A 26620-nucleotide genomic window follows, 5' to 3' on the forward strand; every position below is an offset into this window, starting at 1 on the left:
TTTGCTGACAACCTTGGACCGAGCTTGCAAGCCACATCCCCCTATCCGTACGACGTCCGGCACCACCCCGAGGTTCGCCGCCGGACGGGCGCCCGCGGACGAAAGCGTGATGGACGTGACACCCGGTAAAAAGAACAAGGCCACACCGCGCGGCGACTGGGGGGGCATGCCGGAGAGGGAACCGCACGGCACGGGCGGCCTGCGGGGCGAGTGGGGGCGGCTCATCCAGGCCGCGCCGACGATCTTCTTCTGGTACACCCGTCTCTCCGGGATCCTGTCGCTGCTCGCGTGGGTCTCCTATGGTCTCATCCTCGAGATAGCCGATATCTGGGCGCTGCGCTGGATCGGGTACCTCGGCTGGTTCCCCAGCGTGCCCATCGGGCTGCTGTGGATCCTGCTGTCGATGGGCGTCCGGCGGCGCAAGAAGGCCGCCTGGCGGATCCTCGTCCTGATCTTCTGCCTGCCCACCGCGCTCGGCGTCACCGCCGTGCTGACCACGCTGATCAACCCGGAGCGGCCCACCCCCGTCGGGCTGATCGTCACGGCCGCCGTGTACCTCGCCGTGCTCGGCCTGCTGATCTCCGCGCGCGGCGAGTTCACCACCCTCCCCGACCGCGCCAACCGGCGGCTCGCGACCATCGTCTTCACCAGCCTCCTGATCGTGACCGGCGGCATCGGCACGTTCCTGGTCACGGTGACCGACCGCAACCGCAGCGGCGACGTGTGGACGCATCCGCTCTACGCGATCGCGCAGACCGTCCTCGGGCCGCGCGTCACCGGCAAGCCGATCGACGTCGCCGTGCCGTTCTGGGTCGACGTGATCCTGTGGAGCCTCGGCACCGGGCTGCTGATCGGCACGTTCTGGGCGCTGTTCAAGCCGGGGCGGCGCGACCCCGTCCTGTCCCCCGGCGAAGAGCTCGCGGCGCGCGCGCTGCTCGCCGAGTACGGCGACCAGGACTCCCTCGGCTACTTCGCGCTGCGCCGCGACAAAGATGTCATGGTCGCGCCGAACGGCAAGGCGGCCATCGCCTACCGGGTCGAGGGTTCGGTCTCCCTCGCCAGCGGCGACCCGCTCGGCGACCCCGAATCCTGGGACCAGGCGATCGAGGCGTGGCTGGAGGAGTGCCGCGCGCACGCGTGGATCCCCGGCGCGGTCAGCGTCGGCGAGCGCGCCGCCCACATCTACAAGCGGCACGGGTTCGACGCCCTGGAGCTCGGCGACGAGGCCATCATCGACCTCGCCGACTTCAACCTCGACGGCCGCGAGATGCGGCAGGTGCGGCAGGCCGTCCGGCGGGTCGAGCGGGCCGGGTACACGGTCCGGATCCGGCGGCACGCGCAGATCCCCGGCTGGGAGATGGCCAAGCTCATCCGCAGCGCCGACGCCTGGCGCGGCGAGGAGACCGAGCGCGGCTTCTCGATGGCGCTCGGCCGGCTCGGCGACCCCACCGACGGGCGCTGCGTCATGGTCGAGGCGTTCGACGCGCACGGAGAGCTGCGCGGCCTGCTCAGCTTCGTCCCGTGGGGGCGGGCCGGGCTGTCGCTCGACCTGATGCGCCGCGACCGGCTCGCCGAGAACGGCCTCAACGAGTACATGGTCGCCAAGCTCGCGGAGAAGGCCGCCGCGATCGGCGCGCAGCAGCTCTCGCTGAACTTCGCGATGCTGCGCTCGGCATTCGAGCGCGGCTCGCAGATAGGCGCCGGGCCGGTCGCGCGGCTCTACTACAAGTTCCTGTCGTTCGCGTCGAAGTTCTGGCAGCTCGAATCGCTGTACCTGTCGAACGCCAAGTACATGCCGCACTGGCGGCCCCGCTTCATCTGCTACACGCAGGGCCGCCACCTGATCCGCCTCGGGCTCGCCTACGCGCGCGCGGAGGGGTTCCTGCCGAGCTTCAACCGGCCGAAGCTCGACCGGGCCGCCGCGATGGTCCCGTCCACCGAACTCGTCGACAAGATCCACGAGATCGAGGAGGCGGCGGAGGCGGCGCGCGCCCCGCAGCGGCGGCTGTCGGAGCAGGAGCGGGTGCGGCACGCCAAACTCGACCAGATCCGCGCCGCCGGGATGGAGCCGTACGCGCTCGGCTGCGAGCGCACCGACTTCGCCGCCGACATCCGCGCCCGCTTCCCCGACCTCGCCCCCGACGCCCACACCGGAACCGAGGTGGCCGTCGCCGGGCGCGTCGTGCTCGCCCGCGAACACGGCCGGCTGATCTTCGTCACGCTGCGGGACGAGACCGCCGACCTCCAGGTCATGCTCACCGCCGACGCGCTCGGCGAGGAGTCGCTGCGCCACTGGAAGACGCTCATCGACCTCGGCGACCAAGTCGGGGTGCGCGGCGAGGTCGTCACGTCCCGGCGCGGGGAGCTGTCGGTGCTCGCCGCGTCCTGGACGCTCACCGCCAAGTGCCTGCGCCCGCTGCCGAACAAGAGCTCCGGGCTGTCGGACCCCGAGGCCCGCGTCCGGCAGCGGTACGTCGACTTCATCGTCAACGACGAGTCCCGCCGGATGCTGCGGATGCGCGGCGACGCCGTCGCCGCCGTCCGCGAGGGCCTCCGGTCCCGCGGCTACCTCGAAGTCGAGACGCCGATGCTGCAGCCCGTGCACGGCGGCGCCACCGCGCGGCCGTTCACCACCCGCATCAACGCCTACAACATGCAGCTCTACCTGCGGATCGCGCCCGAGCTGTACCTGAAGCGGCTGCTCGTCGGCGGGGTCGGGCGCGTCTTCGAGCTGAACCGCAACTTCCGCAACGAGGGCGTGTCGCAGAAGCACAACCCCGAGTTCACGATGCTGGAGGCGTACGAGCCGTACGGCGACTACGACACGATGGCGGAGCTGACCCGCTCCCTCGTCGTGGACGCGGCCCGCGCCGCCCTCGGCACCACCGTCGTCGTCCGCGACGGCGTCGAGTACGACCTCGCCGAGCCCTGGGACGAGATCACCGTCTACGAGTCGGTGTCGAAGGCCCTCGGCGAGGAGGTCACCCCCGGCACGCCGCGCGACGCCGTCCGCGGGTACGCCGAACGGCACGGGCTGAACGTCGACCCGCAGTGGGGGCAGGGGAAGATCGTCCAGGAGCTGTTCGAGGCGCTCGTCGAGGAGCACCTGACGGCGCCGACGTTCGTCCGCGACTACCCGGCCGAGACGTCCCCGCTGACCCGGCCCCACCGCGCCGACCCGCGGCTCGCCGAGAAATGGGACCTGATCGTCTTCGGCCTGGAACTGGGCACCGCCTACTCCGAGCTGATCGACCCGATCCTGCAGCGCAAGCGGCTCACCGAGCAGTCGCTGCAGGCCGCGGGCGGCGACCCGGAGGCCATGGAGCTGGACGAGGACTTCCTGCGCGCCCTGGAGTACGCGATGCCGCCCGCCGGCGGCATGGGCATGGGCATCGACCGGCTGCTGATCACCCTCACCGGCCGCAGCATCCGGGAGACGATCCCGTTCCCGCTCGTGCGCCCCGGCTCCTAGAGGCTGCGCGGGACGGGCCGGTAGCCCTGCTCGGCGAGCCACTGCCGCGCCGCGCCCCGCCGGGCGTCCTCGCCTTCGGGCAGGACGCCCGGCGGGACCGGCAGCCAGCGGTCGGGGATCTCCACGAGCTCCTCGTCGTCGGGCAGCACGTCGCCGCGCTCCAGGTCGAGGACGTGACCGCCGTCGTCCAGGGCCGCCGCCACGGCGCCGAGGTCGACCGGCAGCGGGACGAGCGGATCGGCGCGGCCGTCGAGCGCGGCGGCGAGCTGGGCGGCCAACTCGGCGTCACCCGGCAGGCCGCGCGCCTTCAAGCCGTCCAGGCACGCGCGGGCCGGCGCTTCGTCGGCGCCATCGCGGGCCAGCGCGGCGAGCAGCACGTCACCCGCGTACTGGAGCACCGGTTCGAGCGGACGCCCCCGAAGCACCCCGGTATCGCCATCGCCCCGATGGGCGGCGGCCCGCAACCGCGCCAGCGCCTCCTCGTCCCACTCCGTCACACGACATTTGTACAGACATCCGCTGACATCGGTGCGCCAATTCACCGGGCCCGCTTGTCCTCCACATGGACCACGGCGAGTTCCCGGCCGTCCTGATCCCGTTTCGCCCGCCCGAACAGGCCCACGACCAGATCGTCCGCGCCTTCCTCGACCTCGTCCGGAGCGACATAGGTGAGGATGTCGCCGTGGTGCCCGTACACGGCCCATCCGGGCGCCGCCTCAAGATCGATCGTCCCGAAGTCACCGGCCGGACCGCCCGCGTGGACGGGCCCGTACTCGCGCAGCAACTCCACCGCCTGCGCGCTCAGGTCGTCCTCGGGCTCCATCAGAATCACGCACGTCCCGTTCTCGAACAGGACCCACGACTTCTCGTCGCCCTGAATGACGTCCCGCCACACCTGAACCAGTTCGTCGGCCACCATGCACGCGATTCTGCCGGTCGCCACCGACACTTCGCACGCCCATTACCGCCGCCCGGCGCTCCGGTAGTGGTAGACGCACATTTCGGTGAACCCCGCCCGCGCGTAGAGCCGCGACGCCGCCCCATTCCCGCGTTCGACCTGGAGGTACATGCGGTCGGCATTGTTCGCGTCCGCCCAGCCCGCCAGTGCGGACAGCACATTCCGAGCGGCGCCTTTCCCCCGCGCCTCGGGAAGGGTCGCCATACTGAAAACGCCCGCCCACCCGTCATCGGCCACCGCCCGCCCGACCGCGACGATATCGCCACCGACCAGCGCGGACACGTAGACGGACGGCAGATCCACCCGGGCGAGCATCTCCCATTCCGCGCGGGACTCCCCGTTCACCGCCTGCCAGGTATCGAACCACGCCCGCGTCGGACGCTCGTCCAGGCTGACTTTCAGCGTCCTTTCCAACTCCCGGACACGAGCAGTGCTCGCCCCCTGCAACGCCACGGGACTATGCCGCCGATACCCCCGCTCATCCAGAAGGGCATCAAGCCCATCACGACACACCTCAGGCGTGATTTGAAACCGGGCCACCGCCCCATGCGCGGCGTAGAACTCTTCCGCCCCCGCAACCCGGCGCTCCACCACATCCATCCCCGCACCGCCATGGGGAAGCACCGCCCCCACCCACCACGACCCCTCGGGAGCGACCCGCAACCACCACCCGCCGGCGTCCACGACGCGCTCCGCGGGCTGACCGCGCGCCGCCCTCTCCTGCAGAGCCCGCACGAGCCCACCGTCCACCAAAGGTCAGCCGCCCGACTGCTGCCGGTACGTCTCCACGGCGTACCGGAGACGCGCCCCGACAAGCAGCGCCTCGTCCTCCGGACACCCGAGAAGCCGCGCGACCAGCTCGACGAGCTGCTCATCGGTGAGATCCGGCTCCCGCTCCGCGATCCGCCCGACGATCTCGACCAGCTCGGGCCGCTTGTACCCCACGATCGACTGCCCGCGCCGCACCTTCGCCGGCCCCCCGGCCTCCTCCCGACGCTCCTCCCCCGCCGAAGACGCTCCGCCCTGCGCCTCCGGCGCGCGCGGTGAGTCAGCGGGACGAGAGTGACGCGGCGGCGCAGGCGGACGATGCGGCTCCCACTGCTCCTGCTCCTCCGCAGGACGCGGTTGCCGCCGCGGCGAATCCAACCGCCGCGGCACGTCCGGCACCCGAGGCGCCCCAGACGGACGACGCGACTCCACCGGCCCCCGTCCCTCAGGCGAACCCGCCGCCCCCGATGACTCGGATGGCCGCAGCGCCTCCAACCGCCGCGGCGGCCCAGCCGGCCGACGCGCCTCCGGAGAATCTGGCCGACGTGGTGAGTCCTGCGGCCGCGCCCCCTCAGCCCACCCCGGCGACTCCGACGGACGCGCCGACCCCGGCCGAAGCGGCGGCGACGACGGACGCCGCGCCTCCGGTGACTCTGGCTGACGTGGCAAGTCCTGCGGGTGCGCCCCCTCAGGCCGCCCCTGAGTCTCTGGCCGACGCGGCGGCACAGGTGGGCGACGCGACTCCAACGGCCCGCGCGACTCCTGCGAACGCGGTGACTCTAGCCGGCCGGGCGAGTCCTGCGGGCGCGGCGGCACGGGTGGGCGAGCCTCCAACGGCCCGCGTGACTCCGGAGGGCGCGGTGACTCTGCCTGACGCGGCGAATCTTGCGGACGCGGCGGCGACGGCGGACGGCGCGACTCCGGCGACTCTGCCTGACGCGGCAAATCCTGCGAGCTCGCCCCCTCAGGCCGCCCCTGCGACCCCGGCCGACGCGGCGGCACGGGTGGGCGCCGCGACTCCAACGGCCCGCGCGACTCCTGCGACCCCGGCGCCTCTGGCTGACGTGGCGAGTCCTGCGGGCGCGCCCCCTCAGGCCGCCCCTGAGTCTCTGGCCGACGCGGCGGTGCGGGTGGGCGGCGCGACTCCAACGGTCCCCGCGACTCCTGCGAGCGCGGTGACTCCGGCTGACGGGACGAGTCCTGCGGGCGCGGCGGCGCGGGCGGACCGTGGGACTCCAACGGCGCCTCAGGCCGCCCCTGCGACTCCGGCCGACGCGGCGGCGCAGGTGGGCGGCGCGACTCCAACGGCCCCCGCGACTCCGGCGACCCCGGCGACCCCGGCGCCTCTGCCTGGCGCGGCGAATCTTGCGGGCGCGGCGAGCCCGGCCGAAGCGGCGGCGACGGCGGGCGGCGCGACTCCAACGGCCCGTGTGACTCCGGCGAACGCGGTGACTCCGGCTGACGTGGTGACTCCGGCTGACGTGGTGACTCCGGCTGACGTGGTGACTCCGGCTGACGTGGTGAGTCTTCCGGGCGCGGCGGCGTGGGAGGACCTTGGGACTCCAACGGCCCGTGTGACTCCTGCGAGCGCGGTGAATCCGGCCGACGCGGGGAGTCCTGCGGGCGCGGCGGCGTGGGAGGGCCGTGTGACTCCAGCGGTCCCTGTCTCTCCAGCGAGCGCGGTGGGAGCGGCCGACGCGGTGGGGCGGATGGGCCGTGCGATTCCAGCGGAGGCGGCGACTCTGGCCTGCGTGGCGAGTCTGTCGGGCGTATGCCCTCTGCCTCCAGCGGGCGCGGCGAAGGCCGTTGGGTGGGCGGGCGGCGCGTTTCCGGTTGTCCTTGTGCCTCTGAGGGTTGCGGCGACGCCGGAGGGCGCGGCGGAGCTTGGCGGCGCGGTGGGTCCTGCGGGCGCGGCTGGTCGGGCGGCGTCTCTGCCTCGGGGTCGCTCGGCGGGCGGCGTGTTTGTGCCTCTGACGGCTGTGGGTCTTGTGCCTTTGCGGGGGGCTGTGGGGGTGGGTGGGGGCCTGGGGTGCCCCAGAGGGCGGGGACTGTCGGTGGGCGGGGTTCTGGGTCGGACGTCGCGTCCAGGCGGCGGGGTGGGGGGTGTTCGGGCGGGGTCAGGGGTGGGGCGTCCAGGCGGCGGGGTGGAGTGGGACGGGTGGTGGGGTGGTTCGTGTCGCGGGGGGCCAAGGGTGGGGCGTCCAGGCGGCGGGGTGGGGTCTTTGCGGGGGCTGGGTGCTGCTGCTCGGGCTCGGTGCGGGGGCCTGTGAGGGCTGTGAAGAGGGTCGTCGTGGGGGTGATCGTTTCGTGCAGGTGGGGTGGGAGGCGGGTGGCGGGGAGGGGGCCCTCGGGGGGTGGGAGGTCCGCGCCGGCGGGGCCGACGAGGACGGCGCGGGGGGCCAGCCACAGGACGAAGAGGGCCTCGGCGCCGGCCTCGTGCTCGCCGTCCACGATGACGGCGTCGAACGAGTCGGGTTCGGGCGGGAGGACGTCCGGGATGCGCCAGAGCGGGAGGATCCAGGCGGGGACGTCGGCGAGGGCGGTGGCGGCCGTCCACGCCTGGGCGGTGGCGAGGGCGGCGCGGGCCTCGCCGAGTTCCTCCTCGGCGGCGGCCAGTTCGGTGCGGGCGGGCGGCGGCGGGGCAGCGGTGGCGGCGCGGCGCGCCCAGGCCCAGGCGTCGTCCCAGCGGCGGGTGCGGTCGTGCCATGCCTCGTCGCCGTCGGTGGCGATCATGAGGTTGGCGAGGTCGGGGTGGACGGCGCGGACGCGGTCGAGGAGTTCGGTGCAGCGGATCTGCAGGGCGCGTTCGTGGCGGGCCTCGGCGAGGGCGCCGAGGGCGCGGCCGTAGGCGGCGGCGTCGCGGGCCTCGATGGCGGCGACGGCGGCGCCCAGTTCGGGGGGATCGTCGGCGTGCGGCGGGCCGAGCGAGTCGCGGAGGGCGTCGAGGTCGGCGGTGGCGCGGTTGACGCCGAGTCCTTCGAGGGCGTTGCGGAGGGCGGTGGCGTAGGCGTGCCACTGGGCCGGGTGGCCGAGGGACACGCCGAAGCCGTTCCGGTCAAGGAGCGTGCGCGTCGAGTCGACGGCGGGCATGGCGTCCCGGACGCGGGCGAGGCGGGCGTGGGCGCGGACGAACCGGGCGATGCGCTCGGCGGGCGGCAGGTCGGCGGGGAAGGAGATGCCCGCGGCCTCCCACACGTACTGGAGTTCGCGGCAGGTGATCCGCACCATGAGGTCGGTGTGGACGAGGTGGAGCAGCTCGGCCGTGGTGGGCGCGGCGCCGTCGACGGTGACGGTGGCGAGCAGCGTCTCGGCCTGGCGCTGGGCGGCGGAGCGCAGGGGGCCGCGTTTGAGGGTGCCGCCGCCGGCGAGGTAGCCGCGCAGGTCTTGGGCGGCGGCGGCGAGGCCGCGCAGGTCGGCGTCGGCGGGCAGTTCGACGCGGTGGCCGCCGAGCCCGGCGAGGGCGCGTTCGGCCCACTGGGCGCGGGACGTCATCTCCACGACGCGGGCCCAGATGAGGGGGCGGCGTTCGGCGAGGGCGTCGCTGAACGCGCGGACGGCGAGGTCGGCGGGGTTCCAGCCGCCCGGGTGGCCGTCCAGGCCGAGGTCGCGGAGCGCGGCGGCGACGACGGACGCGTCGCCGTCGAGGCGGGCGAGGAGGGTGACGTCGCTGTCGCGGAGGCGCTGGGACAGGTCCGTCCGGGCGCGTTCGGCGCGTTCGGCGGCGGCCTGCTCCGCGTCGACCAGGGTGCGCACGTAGGCGGCGCTCGGCAGCGCGCCCGGGTCGACGTCGCGCTGCCGGGTGCGGGCCTTGCGGGCGGGGCTCTCCTCGGCGAGCAGGACGACGAGCTCCGCCGCCTCGGACCGGGAGATCGGCGGGGTCGGCGGCAGGTCGGGCCGGACGGGCAGCCACGACAGCTCGGGGGCCTCGTCGCGGCGGTCGGGCTGGGGCGCTGCGGACTCGCCGTCCAGGTGCTCGGTGAGCTCGGCGACCCGGCGGGCGGCGGCCTTCTCGCGTTCGGCGGCGGCGGCCTCGTCGGGGCGGGCGGCGCTGATCGCGTCCCGCACCTGCGCGCCGGTGGCGGCGTCGGTCGCGGTGAGCGCGGCGAGTCCGGGCGGGAGGGCGGCGCGCAGCGCGGCGGACGCGCCGGGCCCGGACGTGGCGACGAGTACCCGGTGGCCGCGCGCCAGCATCCCGGCGAGCAGGTCGGGGACGGTCTCCGGCGCCCGCTCCGGGATGTGCATGACCTGGGGTTTTCGACCCGGTGACACCAGCCGGGCCAGCCCGTCCGGGACGCGCCGCGGCAGCAGGGCGAGCAGCCGGGCGTGGTGGTCGGCGACGGCGCCGCGGCCCGGCGGCCGGACGACCAGCGCGGGCGCGAGCCGGATGCGCGGGGCGGGCGGCCCGGCATCGGTGCCGGGGGTCCAGTCCTCCCGGTACTCGGCGGGGCCGGTCAGCGCGGTCTGGGACCATTTGCGCAGGACGTCCCCGACCGACGGGTTCAGCCCGAAGCCCTGGCCGTTCTGGACGGCGTCCGCGATCCAGCCGGCGGGCCGGAACCCGGGATGCCCGGCGAGCAGTTCCCGGTCGCGCAGGGTCGTGTGCCCGGTGAGGACGACGTCGACGCGTTCGGTGCGCTCGTCGACGACGATGCGGACGGGCGTGCTCAGCAGGTGGTCGTGGACGGCGGGCCGCCACGACAGCAGGCCGGTCGCGAGCACGACCTCCTGCCCGGCCAGCTCGCGCAGGACCCGGTACCAGTTGCGGAGGGCCAGCCAGCCGTCGAACTCCTCCAGCACGACGGGCGGCGTGAGCGGGATGACCGGGACGCTGAACAGGACGTCGCCGGGCCCGGCGTCCGCCTCCACGTAGACGTCGCCGGGCAGGTCGGCCAGCCACTCGACGTGGTCGTGGCCGGCGAGGTCGCGGGACGGGCGCCGCCGGGCCCGCGCCAGGTCGCGCAGGAAGCCCAGCAGCCGGGCCGCGTACTCCGCCTCGCGCGCGGCGGCGGCCTCCTCAGGCACCTGGCTCCTCCCCTTCCCACGGAGGGACGGGCCCCTTCCCGCGTTCCCCGCCCGGGCGACCGGGCGGTGGAAGGGGTCCGATGGTGGTGCCCCGATCTAACACCCATGGGCGGGCCTGGTCGAGCGCTATCGATGATCTTGAGCTAGCGGGCGCCCGCCATGTGCCGGTCCTCGTCCGGCATCATCACCCACAGGACCAGGTAGACCACGAACTGCGGGCCCGGCAGCAGGCACGACAGCACGAAGAGCAGGCGGACCATCCCGGGCGTCATGCCGAACCGGCGCGCGAGCCCGGCGCAGACGCCCGCGATCATCCGGCCGTTGCGCGGGCGGTAGAGACCGTTCATGGGTTCTTCTCTCCCCGATTCGTCGAGCGGTGAACACGGCCGCGCGTTCCTCGCGGCCACGTCACCCACGCTACGAACCGGGCAGGGTGTCCCACATCGGCCGCAGGGCCCGTTCCGGCGCCATACTCGGGGATTAGGGGACATCCCCTAAGGGCCCGGCCGGACGTTCCGCGGGGCTATGGGGCGTTGTACTCGGCGACGAGCTTCGGCAGGCCGACCAGGTCGTCCAGGACGAACAGGCAGTCGCGGAGCGCGGCGTCGTCCTGCTGGATGTGCCCCCACGGGCCGCGCCGCAGGAACGCCGCCCGCATCCCGAACTCCAGGGCCGGACGGACGTCGTTGTCGATGCGGTCGCCCACGTACAGGACGCGGTCGGGGAGCACGTCGGCGAGCTGGGCGCAGCGCTCGAAGAACTCGGGCGACGGCTTGCTGACGCCCCACACGTCCGAGATGCCGACGACGTCCGCGTCCAGGCCGATCGCCGCCATGTGCGCCGCCGCCTCGACCGGCTGGTTGCCGGCGATGCCGACGTAGAGGCCCTGGTCGCGGAGCCCGGACAGGCAGGCCCGCGCGTCCGGGTACAGGTCGTCCGGCCCGAACCCGTTCGGGACGCCCGCCTCGGCGCGGCGCCGCTCCTCCTCCGCCAGGTCGAATCCCGGCCGGAAGTACTCCAGGAGGTCCATGTGGCTGCCGCCCGTGGCGAGCAGCGCGCCCAGCTTGGCGAGGAACGTGTGCCTGGGCACGCCGAACCAGTCGGCCCAGCGCCCGTAGATCTCCCCCTCGTTGATGAGGGTCTCGCCTATGTCGAAGAACACCGCCTGGATCAGCGGTGGTGCGGTTCGGAGGTCGCGCGCCGGGGTGGGGTCGGGGGGCTGGGGGGAATCGGTCATTTGGCAGCCAGATCCACCGTGGTGCCCGGGGCGAGGCGGCGGAACTCCTTGTCCTGTTCCTTGCCCGCGTTGGTGACGGCGGTCTCCATCACCTTGAGGCCGATGTCGTTCAGCAGGCCGTCGTGGATGACGAAGGCGCGCTCGGGACGGACCGCCCGGGTGTACTCGAACAGCTCCGGGACCTTCATCCAGGGCGCGTTGCCGGGCAGGCACAGCGTCGGGACGGGCTCGGACGGGACGGTCAGCGCGTCGCCCGGGTGGAACACCTCGCCGTTCACCAGGAAGCCGACGTTGGGGATGGGCGGCACGTCCGGGTGCAGGATCTCGTGCTCCTCGCCGTAGACGTGGACGTCGAAACCGGCGATGGTGACGGCGTCGCCGTGGCCCACCTGGTGGACGCGCCCGCCCAGGTCGGCGAGGTTCTCAGCGACGACGCGGGACGTCCAGACCTCCAGCTCGGGCCGCTTCGCCATCGCGGCGCGCAGCGCGTCGGCGTCGAAGTGGTCGAAGTGCTCATGGGTGATCAGCACGGCGTCGGCGGCGGCGAGCGCGGCGGCCGCCCCGTGGCTGAAGGCGCCGGGGTCGATGACGATCGTGCGGTCGTCGTCGGTGATCTGGACGCAGGCGTGCCCGAGCTTCGTCAACTGCATCAGGCCATGTTTTCACGCCGGGGCGGCCGCACCCATTGACCGCCCCCCGGCTCGTTGATAGAACACGTTCTACTTTTGGTGCGGCGCAAGGAGGCGGCATGCCCGTTCCCGACCAACGCGATCCCGAGATCACCCGACGCGCGCTGGGGGGCTGGCTGGCCGGGCGGCTGCCCGGCGCCGCGATCCCCGCCGTGGAGACCCCGCAGACCAGCGGCTTCTCCAACGAGACCCTGCTGTTCGAGGCGGAGTGGACGGACGGCGGCCAGACCCGCCGGGAGCCGCTCGTCGCGCGGGTCGCCCCCGCGAAGTACCAGGTCTTCCCCGAGCCCCGGTTCGCCGAGGAGTACCGGCTGATGCGGATCCTGGACGAGCGCACCGCCGTCCCGGTGCCGCCGATCCGCTGGTACGAGCCGTCCCCGGACGTCCTGGGCGCCCCGTTCTTCGTGATGGGACGGGTCGACGGCCGCGTCCCCACCGACATGCCGCCGTACCACATGGACGGCTGGGTGACCGAGGCCGCGCCGGAGGAGCGGGCCGCGATGTGGTGGTCCACGCTGGAGATCCTCGCCGTCCTGCACCGGCTGGACGTCTGGGAGCTGGGGCTCGGCTTCCTCGACCAGCCCAAGTGGGGCAGGCCCGGCCTCGACCAGCGGCTCAACTACTACGAGCACTACCTGCACTGGGCCTACCAGGGGCCGCAGGAGACGGCGCTCAAGGCGCTGGAGTGGCTGAAGGCGAACCGCCCCGAGGAGCCGGACGAGCCGGTCGCGCTGTGGGGCGACGCCCGCATCGGCAACGTGATCTTCCAGGAGGGCGCGCCGGCCGCCGTCCTGGACTGGGAGACCGCCGCGCTCGGCGCGCCCGAGGAGGACCTCGCCTGGTTCATGTTCCTCGACCGGCACCACAGCGAGGGCGTCGGCGCGGCCCGGCTGGACGGCTTCCCCTCCTACGCCGAGACCGTCGCCCGGTACGAGGAGCTGCTCGGCCGCCCGATGCGGCACATGGCGTACTACGAGATCCTGTCCGGCTTCAAGTTCTCCGTGATCATGGCGCGGATCGGGCAGGCGATGATCGACTTCGGCTGGATCGACCAGACCGCCGACTTCCCCCACAACAACAACTGCACGCAGCTGCTCGCCCGCATCCTCGGAGGGGACCAGTGACGCTGTCGCCGCTCGACGACTACCCGATCCACCAGGCGCCCGAGGTGATGCGGCACGTCACCACGTCCGACCGCAACTTCTACGACCGGTACTACTTCAACGTCCATCCCTGCTCGGACGAGCTGATGCTGATCATCGGGGTCGGGCAGTACCCGAACCTCGGGGTGATGGACGCGTTCGCCGTCGTGCGGCGCGGCCCGATCCACAAGGTGGTCCGGGCGTCCCGCGAGCTGGGGAACGACCGCATGGACACCACGGTCGGACCGTTCCGCGTCGAGGTCATCGAGGGACTGAAGCGGCTCAGGGTCGTCCTGGACGAGAACGAGCACGGCCTGGCCTTCGACCTGACCTGGGAGGGATCGATCCCCGCCACCCTGGAGCCGCCGCACTACCTGCGCTGGCAGGAGCGCGTCATGTTCGACTCGCGGCGCCTCGCGCAGACCGGACGCTGGACGGGCACCATCACGGTCGACGGCGAGACCATCGACGTCACACCCGACCACTGGTGGGGCTCGCGGGACCGGTCCTGGGGCATCCGCCCCGTGGGCGAGGCGGAGCCGCCCGGCATCCAGGTCAAGAACGCCGGCACGTTCTACTGGCTGTACACGCCAATCCAGTTCGAGGACCACTCGATCCTCTGCATCGTGCAGGAGGACGAGAAGGGCCGCCGCGTCCTGGAAGAGGCCACCCGCGTCTGGCCCGACCGTGAGGCGGAGTATCTCGGACGTCCCGAATACCGTCCCGAGTACGCCGAGGGCACGCGCGACGTGGTCACCGCCACGCTCCGCTTCGCACCGCCCGGCGGCGAGCCGTTCGAGGTGAGGGCCACGCCGATCCTGCCCGTCCACATGATGGTCGGCACCGGCTACGGGCTGGAGCCCGGCTGGAAGCACGGCATGTACCAGGGGCCCGACCTCAAGGTGGAGGGCGTCACCCACGACGTCCGCAAGCCGGACGACGCCGCCCGCATGTGGGGCATGGTCGACGCGGTCGGCCGGTACGAGTACCTGGACGGTGCGGAGCCGACCGACGCCGTCACCGGCTACGGCCTGTACGAATACTGGGCGCTCGGCCCGCACCCGTCCTTCCCCGAGTAGTGGATCTGGGAGACTGGCGAGCGTGACGACCCCGTCTTCGCCCGACTCCCCCGACGCGGAACGGCCGTCCCGGGAAGAACTGGACGGGTCTCCTCTGGGGGGACGACCCCCCAGACCCCCCGAGGAGAGCCGCCGGTCCAGCTCCTTCCGCTCCGCTGGCGCTCCACTCCAGGATCTGGACCGGCAAGTGCGCGACCGCTACGGCACGTGGCGCGACCAGCCGCGCGGGTTGGCCTGCGCGGTGATCGCCGCGTTCATGATCCTCACCACGGTGGCGTTCGTGTTCGCCGTGGTGGCCGTCGTCGCGGCCATGCGCTGAACGCATGAGGGCCGGAGCCGCCCGCGGCGGCCCCGGCCCTCGCACGTCGTTCGGGCGGAGTCAGGTAGGGGTGCCCTCGGTTCCCTCCGCGATGGTGAACGCCACGTCCCCCTGCGGGTCGACCTGGGCGTCGAGGGTCTTGTCGTCGAGCATCTCGGCGACGGTGGGCTCCAGGTACACCTTGGCGCCCTCCTCCTCGACGACCTGGTCGCCGGCCTCGGGCGCGGGGGCGACCGAGAGCCGCAGCGCGTCCGAGCCGTCGAGCCCGGACTCGATGCGGATGCCGGTCTCCGGCGGAAGCTCCGGGTTCGCGGTCACTGTACGAATGACCTGGACGGCACCGCTGGTCAGCGTGAGCACGATCAGCTCCTCACGTCTCTGGCTGTCTGTCGGATCTGCCCCACCCTCCCCAGTGAAGGGTGGGGGCAAACATCGAGACGTGATCAGGAGGTGTCAGTCCGCGGTCGGCGCGAGCGCCCGCACGGCCTCCACCGGGGAGAGCCCGCCGCCCGGGACGACCGCTAGAACCGGCGTGGTCAGGCCGCTGTCCACGTACTCGCGGACGCGGGCGCGGCACGCCTCGGGCGACCCGTGCACGATCAGGTCGTCGACGACCTCGTCCGGGATGACCTCCAGCGCCTTCTTCCGGTCGCCGGCCGCCCACGCCTCGTTCATCGGCCGCAGCGCCTCGCCCCGGCCGAGCCACTCGTGGAACGCCCGGTACACGGGGACCGTCATGTACGCGGCGATCATCCAGCGGCCGATCGCGCGCGCCTCCTCGGCATTGTCGGTCGGGCACACGAACAGCCGCGCGATCAGCTCGGGCTCGTCGCCCAGCACGCCGCGCACCGTCGGGACGTCCTTCGGCGCGAGCCAGTTGGTGATCGCCCCGTCGGCCTCCCGGGCGGCGAGCCGCAGCATGCCGGGGCGCAGCGCCGCGAGGACGATCGGCGGCGGCGTCGCCGGGACGTTGTCCAGCTTGAAGCCCTTGACGGCGAAGGTGTCGTACTCCTCCTTCACCTTCTCCCCGGCGAGGGCCTTGCGCAGGAAGCGGAGCGTGTCGCGGACGCGCTTGTACGGCTCGTCGAACGGGATCCCGTTCCAGCGCTGCACGATCGTGTCGGACGAGGTGCCGATGCCGAGCACGAACCGTCCGGGCGCGAGGTCGGCGAGGGTGGCGGCGTGCTGGGCCAGCAGCGCCGGCCCGCGCGTGTAGACCGGGACGATCGCGGGGCCGAGGCGCAGCTCGGGGCCCCACTGGGAGGCGAGCGCCAGCGGGGTGAACGCGTCGGTGCCGTTGGTCTCGGCGGACCAGGCGTCGGTGTAGCCGAGCCCGGACAGCTCGGCGACGAGCTCGCGGTGCTCGGCCAGCGGGAGCCCGGTGAGCGGAATGGTCAGTCCCCAGCGTGACATGGGTGCCTCCTAGGCGATCGACGCGCGGATGGTGGCGCCGCCGTCCACGACGAGGGTCTGCCCGGTCATCCAGGACGAGGCGTCGCCCGCGAGGAACACGGCCGCGTTGGCGATGTCCTCGGGCTCGCCGAGCCGCCGCAGCGGCATGTGCTTGCTGATCTCCGCCTCGTTCGGCTCCCACAGCGCGCGGGCGAGATGGGTCTTGACCAGGCCGGGGGCGATGCAGTTCACGCGCACCTTGGGCGCCAGCTCCATCGCGAACTGCCGGCTGAGGTGGATCACGGCGGCCTTGGTGGCGTTGTAGTAGCCGATGCCGTGCTCGGTGATCATGCCGCCGACGGAGGCGATGTTGATGACGGCGCCGCCGCGCTCGGCCAGGCCCGCCTTCAGCGCGAGCTGCGTCCACTGGACGATCGCGAACTGGTTGACCTCGACGGTCTTGGCCGCGGCGGCGGGCTCGATGTCGGCCATCGGGCCGTAGTAGGGGTTCGTCCCGGCGTTGTTGACCAGGATGTCGATGCCGCCGAACTCGGCGACGGCCGCCTCCACACAGGCGGCGGCCTCGTCGGCGTGGCCGACGTGCGCCGCCTTGGCGAGCACCTTGGCGCCGGGGCTGGCCGCGCCGATCTCCTTCGCGACCTCGTCGAGCGCCTCCTGCTTGCGGGAGGAGATCACCACGTTGGCGCCCTCGGCGGCGAACGCCGCCGCGATCGCCTTCCCGATGCCCCGGGACGCCCCGGTGACCAGGGCCGTTCTTCCGTCAAGACCAGTCCGCATCCGCGCGCTCCCTACTGCTTGCTACCTGCTGCAATTCGCTCGCACCCTGTGGGCGGCATGGGCAGAATCCGACTCGGTTCACTCTAGCGAAGTGACTGACGAGTCAGTTACCTCGCCCCCGGCGGTTCGCCCCGCGCTCCGCCCCCACCCCCCGGTGATCCATCCCGCTGACCGGACGCGGCATTCTTTCTAACGATTGTTTGATTGGTACTCTCGCCGAGAAGACACGAGGAGGGCCGCGTGACCACGACCAAGGAGCGCCGTCCGGCCGTCGAGGGCTGGTACACCACCGCGGACGGCGACGTCCGCCTGCTCGGTACCCGATGCTCGTCGTGCGGCACGCCGTACTTCCCGCGCAACGAGCTGGCGTGCCGCAACCCCGGCTGCACGGGACCGAAGGACGGCTCGGAGCTGGAGCCGTACGCCCTGTCCCCCCGCGGCCGCGTGTGGTCGTACGCCGACGCGCGCTACAAGCCGCCACCGCCGTACGTCTCCCCCGACCCGTTCGTCCCCTACACGGTCGCCGCCGTCGAGCTCGACGCCGAGCGCATGGTCGTCCTGGGGCAGGTCGTCCCCGGCGTCACCGTGGACGACCTGGAGGTCGGCATGGAGGTCGAGCTGACCGAGGGCACCCTCTACGAGGACGACGAAGCCGAGTACACCGTCTGGATGTGGAGGCCCGTCAAGTGAGTCGCGACATCGCCGTCCTGGGCGCGGGGATGCACCCGTGGGGCAAGTGGGGCCGCAACTTCGTCGAGTACGGGCTCGCGGCGGCGCGGGAGGCGCTCGCCGACGCCGGGCTGTCGTGGACGGACGTCCAGTACGTGTCCGGCGCCGACACCATCCGCAACGGGTATCCGGGGTTCATCGCGGGCGCCACGTTCGCGCAGGCGCTCGGCTGGTCGGGCGCGCGGGTGTCGAGCTGCTACGCGGCGTGCGCCTCCGGGGCGCAGGCCATCAACACGGCGCGCGCGCAGATCCTCGCGGGCCTGTGCGACGTCGCGCTGGTCGTGGGCGCCGACGCCGCCCCGAAGGGCTTCTTCAAGCCCGTCGGCGGCGACCGCCCCGACGACCCCGACTGGCTGCGGTTCCGCCTGCTGGGCGCGACCAACCCCATCTACTTCGCCCTGTACGCGCGCCGCCGGATGGCCATGTACGGCGCCACCCTCGACGACTTCGCCGCCGTGAAGGTGAAGAACGCGCGGCACGGCCTCGGCAACCCGAACGCCCGGTACCGCAAGGAGGTGACCGTCGAGGACGTCCGCGAGTCCGCCGTGGTCGCCGACCCGCTGCGGCTGCTGGACATCTGCGCGACCAGCGACGGCGGCGCCGCGCTCGTCCTCACCTCGATGGAGTTCGCGCGGCGGCACGGCGTGGCCGACCCGGTGCGGATCCCGGCGGTCTCGACGGTGACGCCGACGTTCCCGAAGACCGTGCTGGACCTGCCCGACTTCGCGACGGACTCGGCGATGACCGCCGCCGTCCCGGAGCGCCCGTTCCGCTCCGCGATCGCGCACGCCGCCTACGAGGAGGCGGGCCTCGGCCCCGGGGACCTGTCGCTCGCCGAGGTGTACGACCTGTCCACCGCCCTCGAACTCGACTGGTACGAGGACATCGGCCTGTGCGAGCAGGGCGGCGCCGAGGAGCTGCTGCGCTCGGGCGCGACGGCGCTCGGCGGCCGGATCCCGGTGAACCCCAGCGGCGGCCTCGCCTCGTTCGGCGAGGCGATCCCGGCGCAGGCGATCGCGCAGGTGTGCGAGCTGACCTGGCAGTTGCGCGGTCAGGCGGAGGGCCGCCAGGTCGAGGACGCGCGGGCCGGCATCGCGGTGAACCAGGGCCTGTTCGGCCACGGCTCCGCGGTCATCGCCGTCCGCTGACCGGACGGCCCGCCCGGCGACACGGCGACGGCTTCACGCGACCGTGAAGCCGTCGCAGGCCATGAAGTACGCGTCGCCGTTCGGGTGGACGTGCATCCAGATGACGGTCCAGACGCCCTTCATCAGCGGGTAGGTGCCGTTCCCGGCGCCCTTCCACTTGAAGTCCGCCGGGTACTGGAGCTTCACGTCCTGGTTCTCCTTCGGTACCAGGTGCGGCTTGCTCACCACCACGCCGGTCACGCCGTTGCCCTGCTGCTCCGCGGGCGGGCGGATCTGCGCGGCCACGTAGTAGCCGGACGGCTGCGCGTACTTGAACCGCATGCTCAGCTCGATGGACGACGCGGTGACCGGCTGGCGCGGCGCCGACCTTTGCAGGTCCCTGGCCAGGGCTTGGTCCTCCGGACGGACCGCCGGGAGGCAGGTGAAGTCCTTCTGGGAGAAGCGGGTGTTCTGGAAGTCGCCGGTGGGCTCCTTGACGAAGATCTCGTCCGGCGGGCGGCCGTCGGCGGACGGAGTGCGTCCGGCCGCTGCCGGGCTCGTGCCGGTCGTGGCCGGGTCTCCGCCGGTCTTCTGCCCGCCGTTCGCGCCCGGGCCGGCCTGGGCCGCGTTCGGCCCCTTCCCGCCGGTCTCGCCGTCGTCGCCGTTCAGGACGAAGCGGGCCGCGAAGGCGCCGCCTAGGACGACGGCGACCACCGCCGCCCCGGCGGCGATGACGGCGGCGCGCGACCGCGCGGGCCCCGCGCCGCCGGGCACGGTCCGCGTGCGGTCCGGCGGGACGAGGCCGGACGCGGCGGCGTCGGCGATGCTGAGCGGCGGCGCCTGGACCGTCCCGACGATCGCCCGGTAGGCGGGGTCGGCGGCGAGGGGCTCGATGGGCCCGATCTCGTGGAGGAGCTGCTCCAGGCCGACGCGCTGCTCCGGCTCCTTGGCGGCGCAGCGGCGGAGCAGGTCGGCGAGCCGGGGCTCGACGCCGTCCACGTCGATGTCGCCGCTGAGCGTGCGGTGCAGGACGGCCTCGATGCGGCCGCCGCCGAACGGCGGGCGTCCCGTGGCGGCGTAGGCGATGGTGCCGGCGAGCGAGAACACGTCCGACGCGGGGAGCGGCAGCTGCTCGCGGACGACCTCCGGCGCGACGTAGCCGGGGGTGCCGTTCCACGCGCCGGTCTGGGTGATCTGCGTCTGGCCCTCGCCGCGCGCGATGCCGAAGTCGATCAGGCGCGGGCCGTCCGGGGCGAGGATCACGTTGCCGGGTTTGAGGTCGCGGTGCTGGACGCCCTGCCGGTGGATCTCCAGCAGGCCCTGGGCGAGCGCGGCGAGCAGCCGCAGGCAGGTGGCCGCGGGGACGGGCCCGTGCCGGCCGGCGGCCTGCCGGAGCGTCGGACCGGGGACGTACTCGGTGGCCAGCCAGTACGGCGGCGCGTCCAGCCCGGCGCCGACCATCGCGGCGGCCGACCGGGACCGCACCCGCTCGACGGTCGCGACCTCGCGGCGGAAGCGCGCGAGCGCCTCCGGGCCCTCGAAGTCCTCCCGGATGACCTTGACCGCGATGTGCCGCCCGCCGCCGGTCAGCCCCAGGTAGACCTGGCCCATGCCGCCGGCGCCGAGCCGGCCCAGCAGCGGGTAGCCGCCGATCTGCGCGGGATCCTCCGGACGCAGCGGTTCCACGGTTCACCGGCCCCTCGTCGTCGCCTCTGCGAAGAAATGATCATATGGGCGGCGGGGCGGCTCCGGGGCGCGGTCGGCGCGCCTCGCGCGCCACGTGCGGGGCCCAGGCGATCAGCGGGGCCTGGAGCGGGAGGCGGCCGTAGGCGGCGGCGCGCAGCGGCAGCGGGCGGCGGCGCCAGTCGCGCGGCATCTTGACGGCGATGTGACGGAAGTCACCCCTCTGGGACCGTGTGACCTGGGGCGTAGCGGTCACGTGTCTGATGTCACCGTTCAGGTGGATTCGCGAAGTTCAACGCGGGGCTAGATTTGAACTGACCGGTCAGTACAAATCCGGGAGGCTCCGCGATGACGTCCGCGCACCAGACTCCGGGGACGGCTGCCGCGGCCGGGGGGACCGCCGCGACCGTCCCCGGACCCCGGCCGCGCGGCTCCGGGACTGGCGGGGGCCGTCCCGGAGCCGCCGGACTCCCCGTGCGGGCCCGGCGGCTCGGCGTGCGCGGCCCCCGGGGATGGGCGTTCCGCGGCGCGGACCTCGACGCCCCGGCCGGCGCGCTGGTCGCCGTGAGCGGCATCGCCGGGACGGGACGCACCGCGCTGCTCCTCACCCTCGGCGGCCGCATGAGGCCCACCGAGGGCACGGTCCGGGTCGGCGGCCGCACCGGCCTCTCCGACATCCAGCGCGTCGCGGCGCTCGGCATCGTCCCCGGCGTCACCGAACTCGACCCGGCGCTGACCGTCCGCGAGCACCTGAACGAGGCCCTCGCCCTGCGCGAGGGCGTCTTCGGCGGGTTCCGGGGACGGGACGCCCGCAGGCGCCGCGCCCTGGACCGGGCCGGTCTCGACCTCGATCCCCGGACGCTCGCCGCCGACCTCGCGCCCGACGAGGAGCAGCTCCTCGGCGCCGCCCTCGGCCTGGTCGGCGACCCCGGCCTGCTCCTGCTCGACGACGTCGGCGAAGGGCTGGACGCCGAGGGGCAGCGCGCACTGTGGCGGCGGCTCGCCGCCATCGCGTCCGGCGGCGTCACCGTCGTCGCCGCGTGCCATGACGCCGCGCCCGCCGAGGGCGTGGCCACCCACGAACTCTCGCTCTGACCAGCTAGCCAGGAGATCCCCCCATGAGACTTCCCGCGCTGACGCCGGGCGCCCTCGAACTGCGGCGCTTCCAGCGCAACCGGCTGACCCGCGTCGCGCTCGCCGGTCTCGTCCTCCTCCCGCTGCTCTACGCCGGGCTCTACCTGTGGTCGTTCTGGGACCCCTACGCCCGGCTCCGGCATGTGCCGGTGGCGCTGGTCGTCCAGGACCGGCCGGCCAAGGCGGACGGCAAGACCGTCCACGCAGGGGCCGACCTCGCCGACGAGCTTGAGAAGCGCAAGGTGTTCGACTGGCGGACGGTGTCGGCGCAGGAGGCCGACAAGGGCGTGCGGTCGGGCAAGTACTACCTGTCGCTGACGATCCCGTCCGACTTCAGCGCCCGGATCGCGTCGCCGTCCGGGGACGGCACGCCCCAGCCGGCCGGGCTGCGGCTCCGGATGAACGACGCGAACAACTACGTGATGGGGACGCTCGCGCAGGCCGCGTTCAAGGAGATCAGCGCCGCCGCCGGGACCGAGGCCGTGCGCGGGTACTTCGACCAGGTCTTCCTGTCGTTCGGCAAGCTGCACGGCGAGCTGGGCGAGGCCGCCGACGGCGCCGGGAAGCTCGCCGAGGGCTCCGGCCAGGCCGAGGACGGGGCCGGGAAGCTCGCCCAGGGCGCGGGCGAGGCGGAGGCGGGCGCGGGACGCCTCAAGGGCGGCATCGACGAGGCCCGCTCCGGCAGCGCGGAACTGACGTCCGGGCTGGGCGACCTGCACGACGGGACCGAGCAGGTCGCCGCGGGGATGCGGCGGCTGAGCGCGACCGTCGACCGCGCGGGCGGCACGCTCGTCCCGCTGCTGCGCGAGAACGCCCCCGAGATCCGGTCGGCCGCGCTGGCGGTCGCGCGGGGCGCGGACGCCCTCGCCGACGGCGCCGGGCGGCTGCCCGCGCAGACCGGCGACGCCGTGCGGCGGGCCGAGCGCGCGCAGACCGAGCTGGAGACGCATCTCGCCGCGCATCCCGAGATACCCGCGAACGTCAGCCAGGACCTCACCCGGTCCGCCGCGCAGGTCGTGGCGGTGGCGAAGCAGGTGGACGGGTACGTCCGCGGGCACACCGGCGACCTGCGCAAGGTCGCCGCCGACGCGCGGACGGTCGAGCGCGCCGCCCGCAAGATCGCCCAGGAAGCGCCCGCCCTCGCCGCCAAGGTCGACAAGGCCCGCCGCGACATCGACCGCCTCGACGCCGGGACGCGGCAGGTCAACGCGGGCGCCGGGCAACTGCTCGCCGGCTCGTCCAAGCTGACGACCGGCCTCACCACGCTCTCCGGCGGCGCCGGAGAGCTGCAGGGCGGGCTCGGGCGGCTCTCCGGCGGCGCGGTGACGCTGGAGACGGCTCTCACCCAGCTCGCCGACGGCAGCGGCAAGCTCGCGACCGGGCTGGACGACGGCGTCCGCAAGATCCCCGCCTACGGCGACGACGAGCGCGCCGCCCGGGGCGGCATGATGAGCGACCCGGTGCGGCTGGCCAGCACCACCGACAACCCGGTCCCGAACTACGGCACCGGGTTCGCGCCGTTCTTCGTCCCGCTGTCGCTCTGGGTCGGCGGCATGATCATCTACATGCTGCTGCGGCCGCTGAACCCGCGCGCGATGGCGGGCACCGCGCCCGGCCGCCGCGTCGCGCTCGCCGGCTGGCTGCCCGCGGCGGCGATCGGCGCGGCGCAGGCCGTGGTCGTCCTCGCGGTCCTGCGGTTCGCGCTCGGGCTGCGCGCCGAGCACTGGCCGGGCCTCGTGGCGTTCCTCGCGCTCGCGTCCGCCGCGTTCCTCGCCGTGATCCAGTGGGTGAACGCGCGGTTCGGCCCGGTCGGCCGGATCATCGCGCTCGCGCTCCTCATGCTGCAGCTGACCTCGGCCGCGGGCACCTACCCCATCGAGACCAGCCCCCGCTTCTTCCAGGTGATCCGGCCCTACCTGCCGATGTCGTGGGTGGTGGACGGCGTCCGGCACCTGATCGGCGGCGGGCCGATGACGGCGGTATGGCAGGGTTGTGCGGTGCTGGCGGCGTTCCTGGCCGGCGGGCTCGCCCTCACCGCCCTGGCCGTCCGGCACAACCGGGTGTGGACGCTCAAGCGGCTCCACCCGGCCCTGAAGCTCTAGGGGCCCGAAGCTCTAGGAGGCGCGATGGCGCGGAGCGCGACGCGGGAGAAGCTGTTCGCCTCGGCGATCGAGCTGATCGCCGAGAGCGGCCTCGCCGCGACCACCGTCGACCAGATCGCCGAACGGGCCGGCGTCGCCAAGGGCACCGTCTACTACAACTTCGGCAGCAAGGCCGCCCTGTTCTCGGCGCTGCTGGAGTACGGCGTCGAACGCCTCGCGACCGCGCTGCGCGACGCGGCGTCCGGCAAGGCCCCGCTGGACGCCCTGGAGGCGGTCGTCGCCGCCGAACTCGCGTTCATCGGCGAGCACGAGCCGTTCGCGCGCGTGCTCATCGCGGAGACATGGCGGGCGGGCGGCGACTGGCAGCACGCGGCCCGGCTGATCCGCGAACGCGCCATCGAGGTCGTCGCCGACGTCCTGCGCGACGCCGTCACCGCCGGCGACCTGCGCCGCGACCTCGACACGGGCACCGCCGCGTCCGCCGTCTTCGGGATGGTCCTGACCGTGGCCCTGGACTGGCGGGCCCTCCAGCCCGCCCGCCCCCTGACCGACGTCCAGGCGACCCTGATGGCCCTCCTCCGCGGCCGCCTCACCCCCTGACGACCCGGCGGTGGCGGTCCGCCGTCAGGGGAGGTTGCGGATCTCCTCGATGATGGCGGGCATCGCCTCGTTGTTCTCGTGGATCCAGCGCCGCAGGACGGCGAGCTCCTCGTCGCTGTAGGTGGAGAGGCGGGCGTAGAAGGCGCGCGCGATCGGATCGAAGTAGCGGCCGAACTCGGCGACGTTCTCCTCGACCAGCTCGACGATCACGCGGCGGCGGTCGTCGGGGTCGCGGGTGCGCTTGACGTAGCCGGCGCGCTCCAGCCGGTCGATGACCGCGGTGATGGCCCCGCCGGTCGTGATGCCCATGAGCTGCGCGAGCTGCCCCGGGGTCTGCGGGCCGTCCAGCACCAGCGCGCTCACGCACTGCGCGTCGGTGACGTTCAGGCCCGCCTTGCTCGCGGTCGTGTGGTGCAGCAGCACGGTGAACATGGTGCTGCGCTGCATCGCCCGCTGGAGTTCGTCCAACCGGTCCGGGTCCCGGGTCGCCACGCCCACCTCTTCCGCCACGTCTCCGTTTTAGAGAGAGCCTAGTGGCCGCATCCGGTCAGAAACCACCCGGGGCGGCGCGTCGTGTGGCGCAGGACTCACGCCCCGGCGGGCGAGGCACTCCCAGGTCACCCCTACCATGGTCGTTGTTAGGACCACTAACAGAGGTCCGCTCCTGGCCCCGAATCCCACGAAGGTTCGGGGCCGACCTCTACGCGCTTCCGTTTCCCGCCTACTGGGCCTCCTCCGCCACCTGCTTCGCCCACCGGTAGTCGGCCTTGCCCGCCGGGGAGCGCTTCATCTCGCCGACGAACGCGTAGACGCGCGGCACCTTGTAGCCCGACAGCTCGCGCCGGCAGTGCGCGTCCAGCTCCTCCGAGGACGGCACGTCGCCCGACGCCTGGATCACCGCGGCGACGCGGTTGCCCCAGCGCTCGTCCGGGATGCCGGTCACCACCGCGTCGTACACCGCCGGATGCCCCTTGAGGACGGCCTCGACCTCCTCCGGGAACACCTTCTCGCCGCCAGTGTTGATCGCCTGCGAGCCGCGCCCGTACACGGCGATCGACCCGTCCTCCTCGACGGTGGCGATGTCGCCGGTGAGCAGCCAGCGCTTGCCGTCCACCACCGGGAACGTCTTCGCCGTCTTCTCCGGGTCGTTGTAGTAGCCCTGCGCGATGTGCCCCGTGCGGGCGACCTGGCCGATGACGCCCGACCCCGGCTTGACGGGCTGGAGCGCGTCGTCCAGCACGGTGACGTTCTCCACGTCCGGCGCGAACCGCAGGCCCTTCTCCGGAGTGGAGCCCGCGACCGCCTCGGCCGTCGAACCCGACTCCGTCGAGCCGAACCGGTCCAGGATCATCACGTTCGGCAGCAGCTCCTGGATGCGGTCCCGGACCGTCCCGGTGAAGATCGCGCCCGTGGAGACGTAGGCGAACAGCGAGGACGTGTCGTAGTCGCCGCGCGCCAGCTCCTCCGCCATCGGGATCGCCATCGCGTCCCCGGTGATCGTCAGCGAGTTGACCTTCTCCCGCTCGATCGTCCGCCACACGTCGGCCGCGTCGAACTTGCGCGTGTAGACGAGCGTCGCGCCCATGAACCAGGCGATCCACGTCGCGACCTGCGCCGCCCCGTGCATCAGCGGCGCCACCGGCATCATGATCAGCGGGCCGCCGTCGCGGGCGTTCTCCACGATGTCCTCGGGACGCGACGGGCGCGGCACCGTCGGGTTCCAGAACGCGAAGATGATCTGCTCGGTCGACCAGATGACGCCCTTCGGCATCCCGGTCGTCCCGCCCGTGTAAATGATGTAGATGTCCTCGCCGGTCCGCGCCGGGAAACCCGTACGCGTGCCGTCGGCGTCCTTCAGCGCCGCGTCGTAGGCGACCGCCCCCGGGATGGACGGCGCGCCGCCCACCGCGATGAGGTGCCGCAGCTCCGGCACCTCCGGGACGGTCGCCGCGACCCGGTCCTCGAACTCCACGTCGTACAGCAGCGCGACGCTGTCGGAGTCCCGGTACACGTAGAGCAGCTCGCTCTCCACGTACCGGTAGTTGATGTTGATCGGCACGGCCCGGATCTTGATCGCGGCCAGCAGCGCGGCCGCGTACTCCACGCCGTTGTAGAGCTGGACGGCGATGTGCTGGCCGGGCCGCACGCCCGCGTCCATCAGGTGGTGCGCGAGCCGGTTCGCGTGCTCGTCCAGCTCGGCGAACGTGAGCCGCTGATCGCCGCACACCAGGGCGACACGGTCCCCGATCGCGTCCGCGATCCCCTCGAACAGGTCAGCGTGGTTGAACTCCATCGGACGTCCCTCTTTCGGGGTCTGGGGTCGTCCCCAGGGGAGCAGGGGTCTGGGGTCGTGTTCGCGCCTCGGAAGG

General features: G+C 73.3%; 23 protein-coding genes. 9 read left to right on the top strand and 14 right to left on the bottom strand.

The window, feature by feature from the left end:
* Positions 1–115 precede the first annotated feature (115 nt).
* Complete coding sequence (lysX, locus tag AB0K34_RS01730) at positions 116–3472, top strand: bifunctional lysylphosphatidylglycerol synthetase/lysine--tRNA ligase LysX (RefSeq protein WP_364544553.1); 3357 nt, start codon at positions 116–118, stop codon at positions 3470–3472.
* Here lysX and AB0K34_RS01735 read toward each other — a convergent pair.
* The 7 genes from AB0K34_RS01735 to AB0K34_RS01765 form a co-directional block, all read right to left on the bottom strand.
* Positions 3469–3969: a hypothetical protein gene (locus tag AB0K34_RS01735; RefSeq protein WP_301177518.1), complete on the bottom strand. Its 501-nt coding sequence runs from the start codon at positions 3967–3969 to the stop codon at positions 3469–3471. The two genes, lysX and AB0K34_RS01735, sit on opposite strands and share 4 nt — an antisense overlap.
* A 41-nt stretch (positions 3970–4010) precedes the next feature.
* Positions 4011–4391 carry a hypothetical protein gene (locus tag AB0K34_RS01740; protein WP_364544556.1) on the bottom strand — a complete coding sequence of 127 codons (381 nt, stop codon included), beginning with the start codon at positions 4389–4391 and terminating at the stop codon, positions 4011–4013.
* Between the two features lie 42 nt (positions 4392–4433).
* The gene (locus AB0K34_RS01745; RefSeq protein ID WP_364544559.1) at positions 4434–5030 is read right to left on the bottom strand and encodes a GNAT family N-acetyltransferase; all 597 of its coding nucleotides are present in this window, start codon (positions 5028–5030) and stop codon (positions 4434–4436) included.
* Positions 5031–5186: 156 nt separating this feature from the next.
* The gene (locus AB0K34_RS01750) at positions 5187–10220 is read right to left on the bottom strand and encodes a hypothetical protein (protein WP_364544562.1); all 5034 of its coding nucleotides are present in this window, start codon (positions 10218–10220) and stop codon (positions 5187–5189) included.
* Between the two features lie 143 nt (positions 10221–10363).
* Entirely contained in the window at positions 10364–10567 is a 204-nt protein-coding gene (locus AB0K34_RS01755; protein WP_138641074.1) for a PspC domain-containing protein, read from the bottom strand.
* A gap of 176 nt (positions 10568–10743) precedes the next feature.
* Positions 10744–11457: an HAD family hydrolase gene (locus AB0K34_RS01760; RefSeq protein ID WP_364544566.1), complete on the bottom strand. Its 714-nt coding sequence runs from the start codon at positions 11455–11457 to the stop codon at positions 10744–10746.
* Positions 11454–12107, bottom strand: a complete 654-nt coding sequence (locus tag AB0K34_RS01765) for an MBL fold metallo-hydrolase (RefSeq protein WP_364544569.1) — start codon at positions 12105–12107, stop codon at positions 11454–11456. The genes AB0K34_RS01760 and AB0K34_RS01765 overlap by 4 nt, the downstream gene beginning before the upstream one ends.
* A 98-nt stretch (positions 12108–12205) precedes the next feature.
* Between AB0K34_RS01765 and AB0K34_RS01770 the strand changes: the two genes are divergently transcribed.
* From AB0K34_RS01770 to AB0K34_RS01780, 3 genes are all read left to right on the top strand, one after another.
* Positions 12206–13270 (top strand): phosphotransferase family protein, encoded by a 1065-nt coding sequence (locus AB0K34_RS01770; RefSeq protein ID WP_364544572.1) that lies wholly within the window; start codon positions 12206–12208, stop codon positions 13268–13270.
* Positions 13267–14367 (top strand): hypothetical protein, encoded by a 1101-nt coding sequence (locus AB0K34_RS01775; RefSeq protein ID WP_364544574.1) that lies wholly within the window; start codon positions 13267–13269, stop codon positions 14365–14367. Before AB0K34_RS01770 ends, AB0K34_RS01775 begins: the two co-directional genes overlap by 4 nt.
* A 187-nt stretch (positions 14368–14554) precedes the next feature.
* Positions 14555–14686: a hypothetical protein gene (locus AB0K34_RS01780; protein WP_274704675.1), complete on the top strand. Its 132-nt coding sequence runs from the start codon at positions 14555–14557 to the stop codon at positions 14684–14686.
* Between the two features lie 60 nt (positions 14687–14746).
* On the opposite strand, the gene AB0K34_RS01785 is transcribed toward AB0K34_RS01780, so the two are convergent.
* The 3 genes from AB0K34_RS01785 to AB0K34_RS01795 all read right to left on the bottom strand — a co-directional run bounded on the left by AB0K34_RS01785 (position 14747) and on the right by AB0K34_RS01795 (position 16876).
* A complete protein-coding gene (locus AB0K34_RS01785) occupies positions 14747–15046 on the bottom strand; it encodes a Fe-S cluster assembly protein HesB (RefSeq protein ID WP_138641067.1) in 300 nt (99 codons plus the stop codon).
* A 93-nt stretch (positions 15047–15139) separates the two neighbouring features.
* Entirely contained in the window at positions 15140–16099 is a 960-nt protein-coding gene (locus AB0K34_RS01790) for an LLM class F420-dependent oxidoreductase (protein WP_364544577.1), read from the bottom strand.
* Positions 16100–16108: 9 nt separating this feature from the next.
* Positions 16109–16876, bottom strand: coding sequence for an SDR family oxidoreductase (locus tag AB0K34_RS01795; protein ID WP_364544580.1), 768 nt, complete (start codon positions 16874–16876; stop codon positions 16109–16111).
* Between the two features lie 240 nt (positions 16877–17116).
* Between AB0K34_RS01795 and AB0K34_RS01800 the strand changes: the two genes are divergently transcribed.
* Together AB0K34_RS01800 and AB0K34_RS01805 are read left to right on the top strand one after the other, a co-directional pair.
* Positions 17117–17566 carry an OB-fold domain-containing protein gene (locus AB0K34_RS01800; RefSeq protein ID WP_301177964.1) on the top strand — a complete coding sequence of 150 codons (450 nt, stop codon included), beginning with the start codon at positions 17117–17119 and terminating at the stop codon, positions 17564–17566.
* The gene (locus tag AB0K34_RS01805) at positions 17563–18753 is read left to right on the top strand and encodes a lipid-transfer protein (RefSeq protein ID WP_138641330.1); all 1191 of its coding nucleotides are present in this window, start codon (positions 17563–17565) and stop codon (positions 18751–18753) included. Before AB0K34_RS01800 ends, AB0K34_RS01805 begins: the two co-directional genes overlap by 4 nt.
* Positions 18754–18786: 33 nt before the next feature.
* Here the strand turns inward: AB0K34_RS01805 and AB0K34_RS01810 are convergent, their stop codons facing one another.
* Both AB0K34_RS01810 and AB0K34_RS01815 read right to left on the bottom strand, forming a co-directional pair.
* Positions 18787–20418 carry a serine/threonine-protein kinase gene (locus AB0K34_RS01810; RefSeq protein WP_364544584.1) on the bottom strand — a complete coding sequence of 544 codons (1632 nt, stop codon included), beginning with the start codon at positions 20416–20418 and terminating at the stop codon, positions 18787–18789.
* 40 nt (positions 20419–20458) lie between these two features.
* Positions 20459–20608, bottom strand: coding sequence for a hypothetical protein (locus AB0K34_RS01815; RefSeq protein ID WP_364544587.1), 150 nt, complete (start codon positions 20606–20608; stop codon positions 20459–20461).
* Between the two features lie 281 nt (positions 20609–20889).
* Between AB0K34_RS01815 and AB0K34_RS01820 the strand changes: the two genes are divergently transcribed.
* From AB0K34_RS01820 to AB0K34_RS01830, 3 genes are read left to right on the top strand one after another with little or no spacing between them, the layout of a single operon-like run.
* On the top strand, positions 20890–21510 hold the full coding sequence (locus tag AB0K34_RS01820) for an ATP-binding cassette domain-containing protein (RefSeq protein ID WP_364544590.1): 621 nt from the start codon (positions 20890–20892) through the stop codon (positions 21508–21510).
* Positions 21511–21533: 23 nt separating this feature from the next.
* Positions 21534–23651 carry a YhgE/Pip domain-containing protein gene (locus tag AB0K34_RS01825; protein WP_364544592.1) on the top strand — a complete coding sequence of 706 codons (2118 nt, stop codon included), beginning with the start codon at positions 21534–21536 and terminating at the stop codon, positions 23649–23651.
* Positions 23652–23675: 24 nt separating this feature from the next.
* The gene (locus AB0K34_RS01830) at positions 23676–24251 is read left to right on the top strand and encodes a TetR/AcrR family transcriptional regulator (RefSeq protein WP_176199931.1); all 576 of its coding nucleotides are present in this window, start codon (positions 23676–23678) and stop codon (positions 24249–24251) included.
* Positions 24252–24275: 24 nt separating this feature from the next.
* On the opposite strand, the gene AB0K34_RS01835 is transcribed toward AB0K34_RS01830, so the two are convergent.
* Both AB0K34_RS01835 and AB0K34_RS01840 read right to left on the bottom strand, forming a co-directional pair.
* Positions 24276–24761, bottom strand: coding sequence for a MarR family transcriptional regulator (locus AB0K34_RS01835; RefSeq protein WP_138640235.1), 486 nt, complete (start codon positions 24759–24761; stop codon positions 24276–24278).
* 211 nt (positions 24762–24972) lie between these two features.
* The gene (locus AB0K34_RS01840; protein WP_138640236.1) at positions 24973–26544 is read right to left on the bottom strand and encodes an acyl-CoA synthetase; all 1572 of its coding nucleotides are present in this window, start codon (positions 26542–26544) and stop codon (positions 24973–24975) included.
* Between the last annotated feature and the right edge of the window lie 76 nt (positions 26545–26620).

This window comes from Actinomadura sp. NPDC049382 (assembly GCF_040677125.1).
Taxonomy (GTDB): Bacteria; Actinomycetota; Actinomycetes; order Streptosporangiales; family Streptosporangiaceae; genus Spirillospora; species Spirillospora geliboluensis.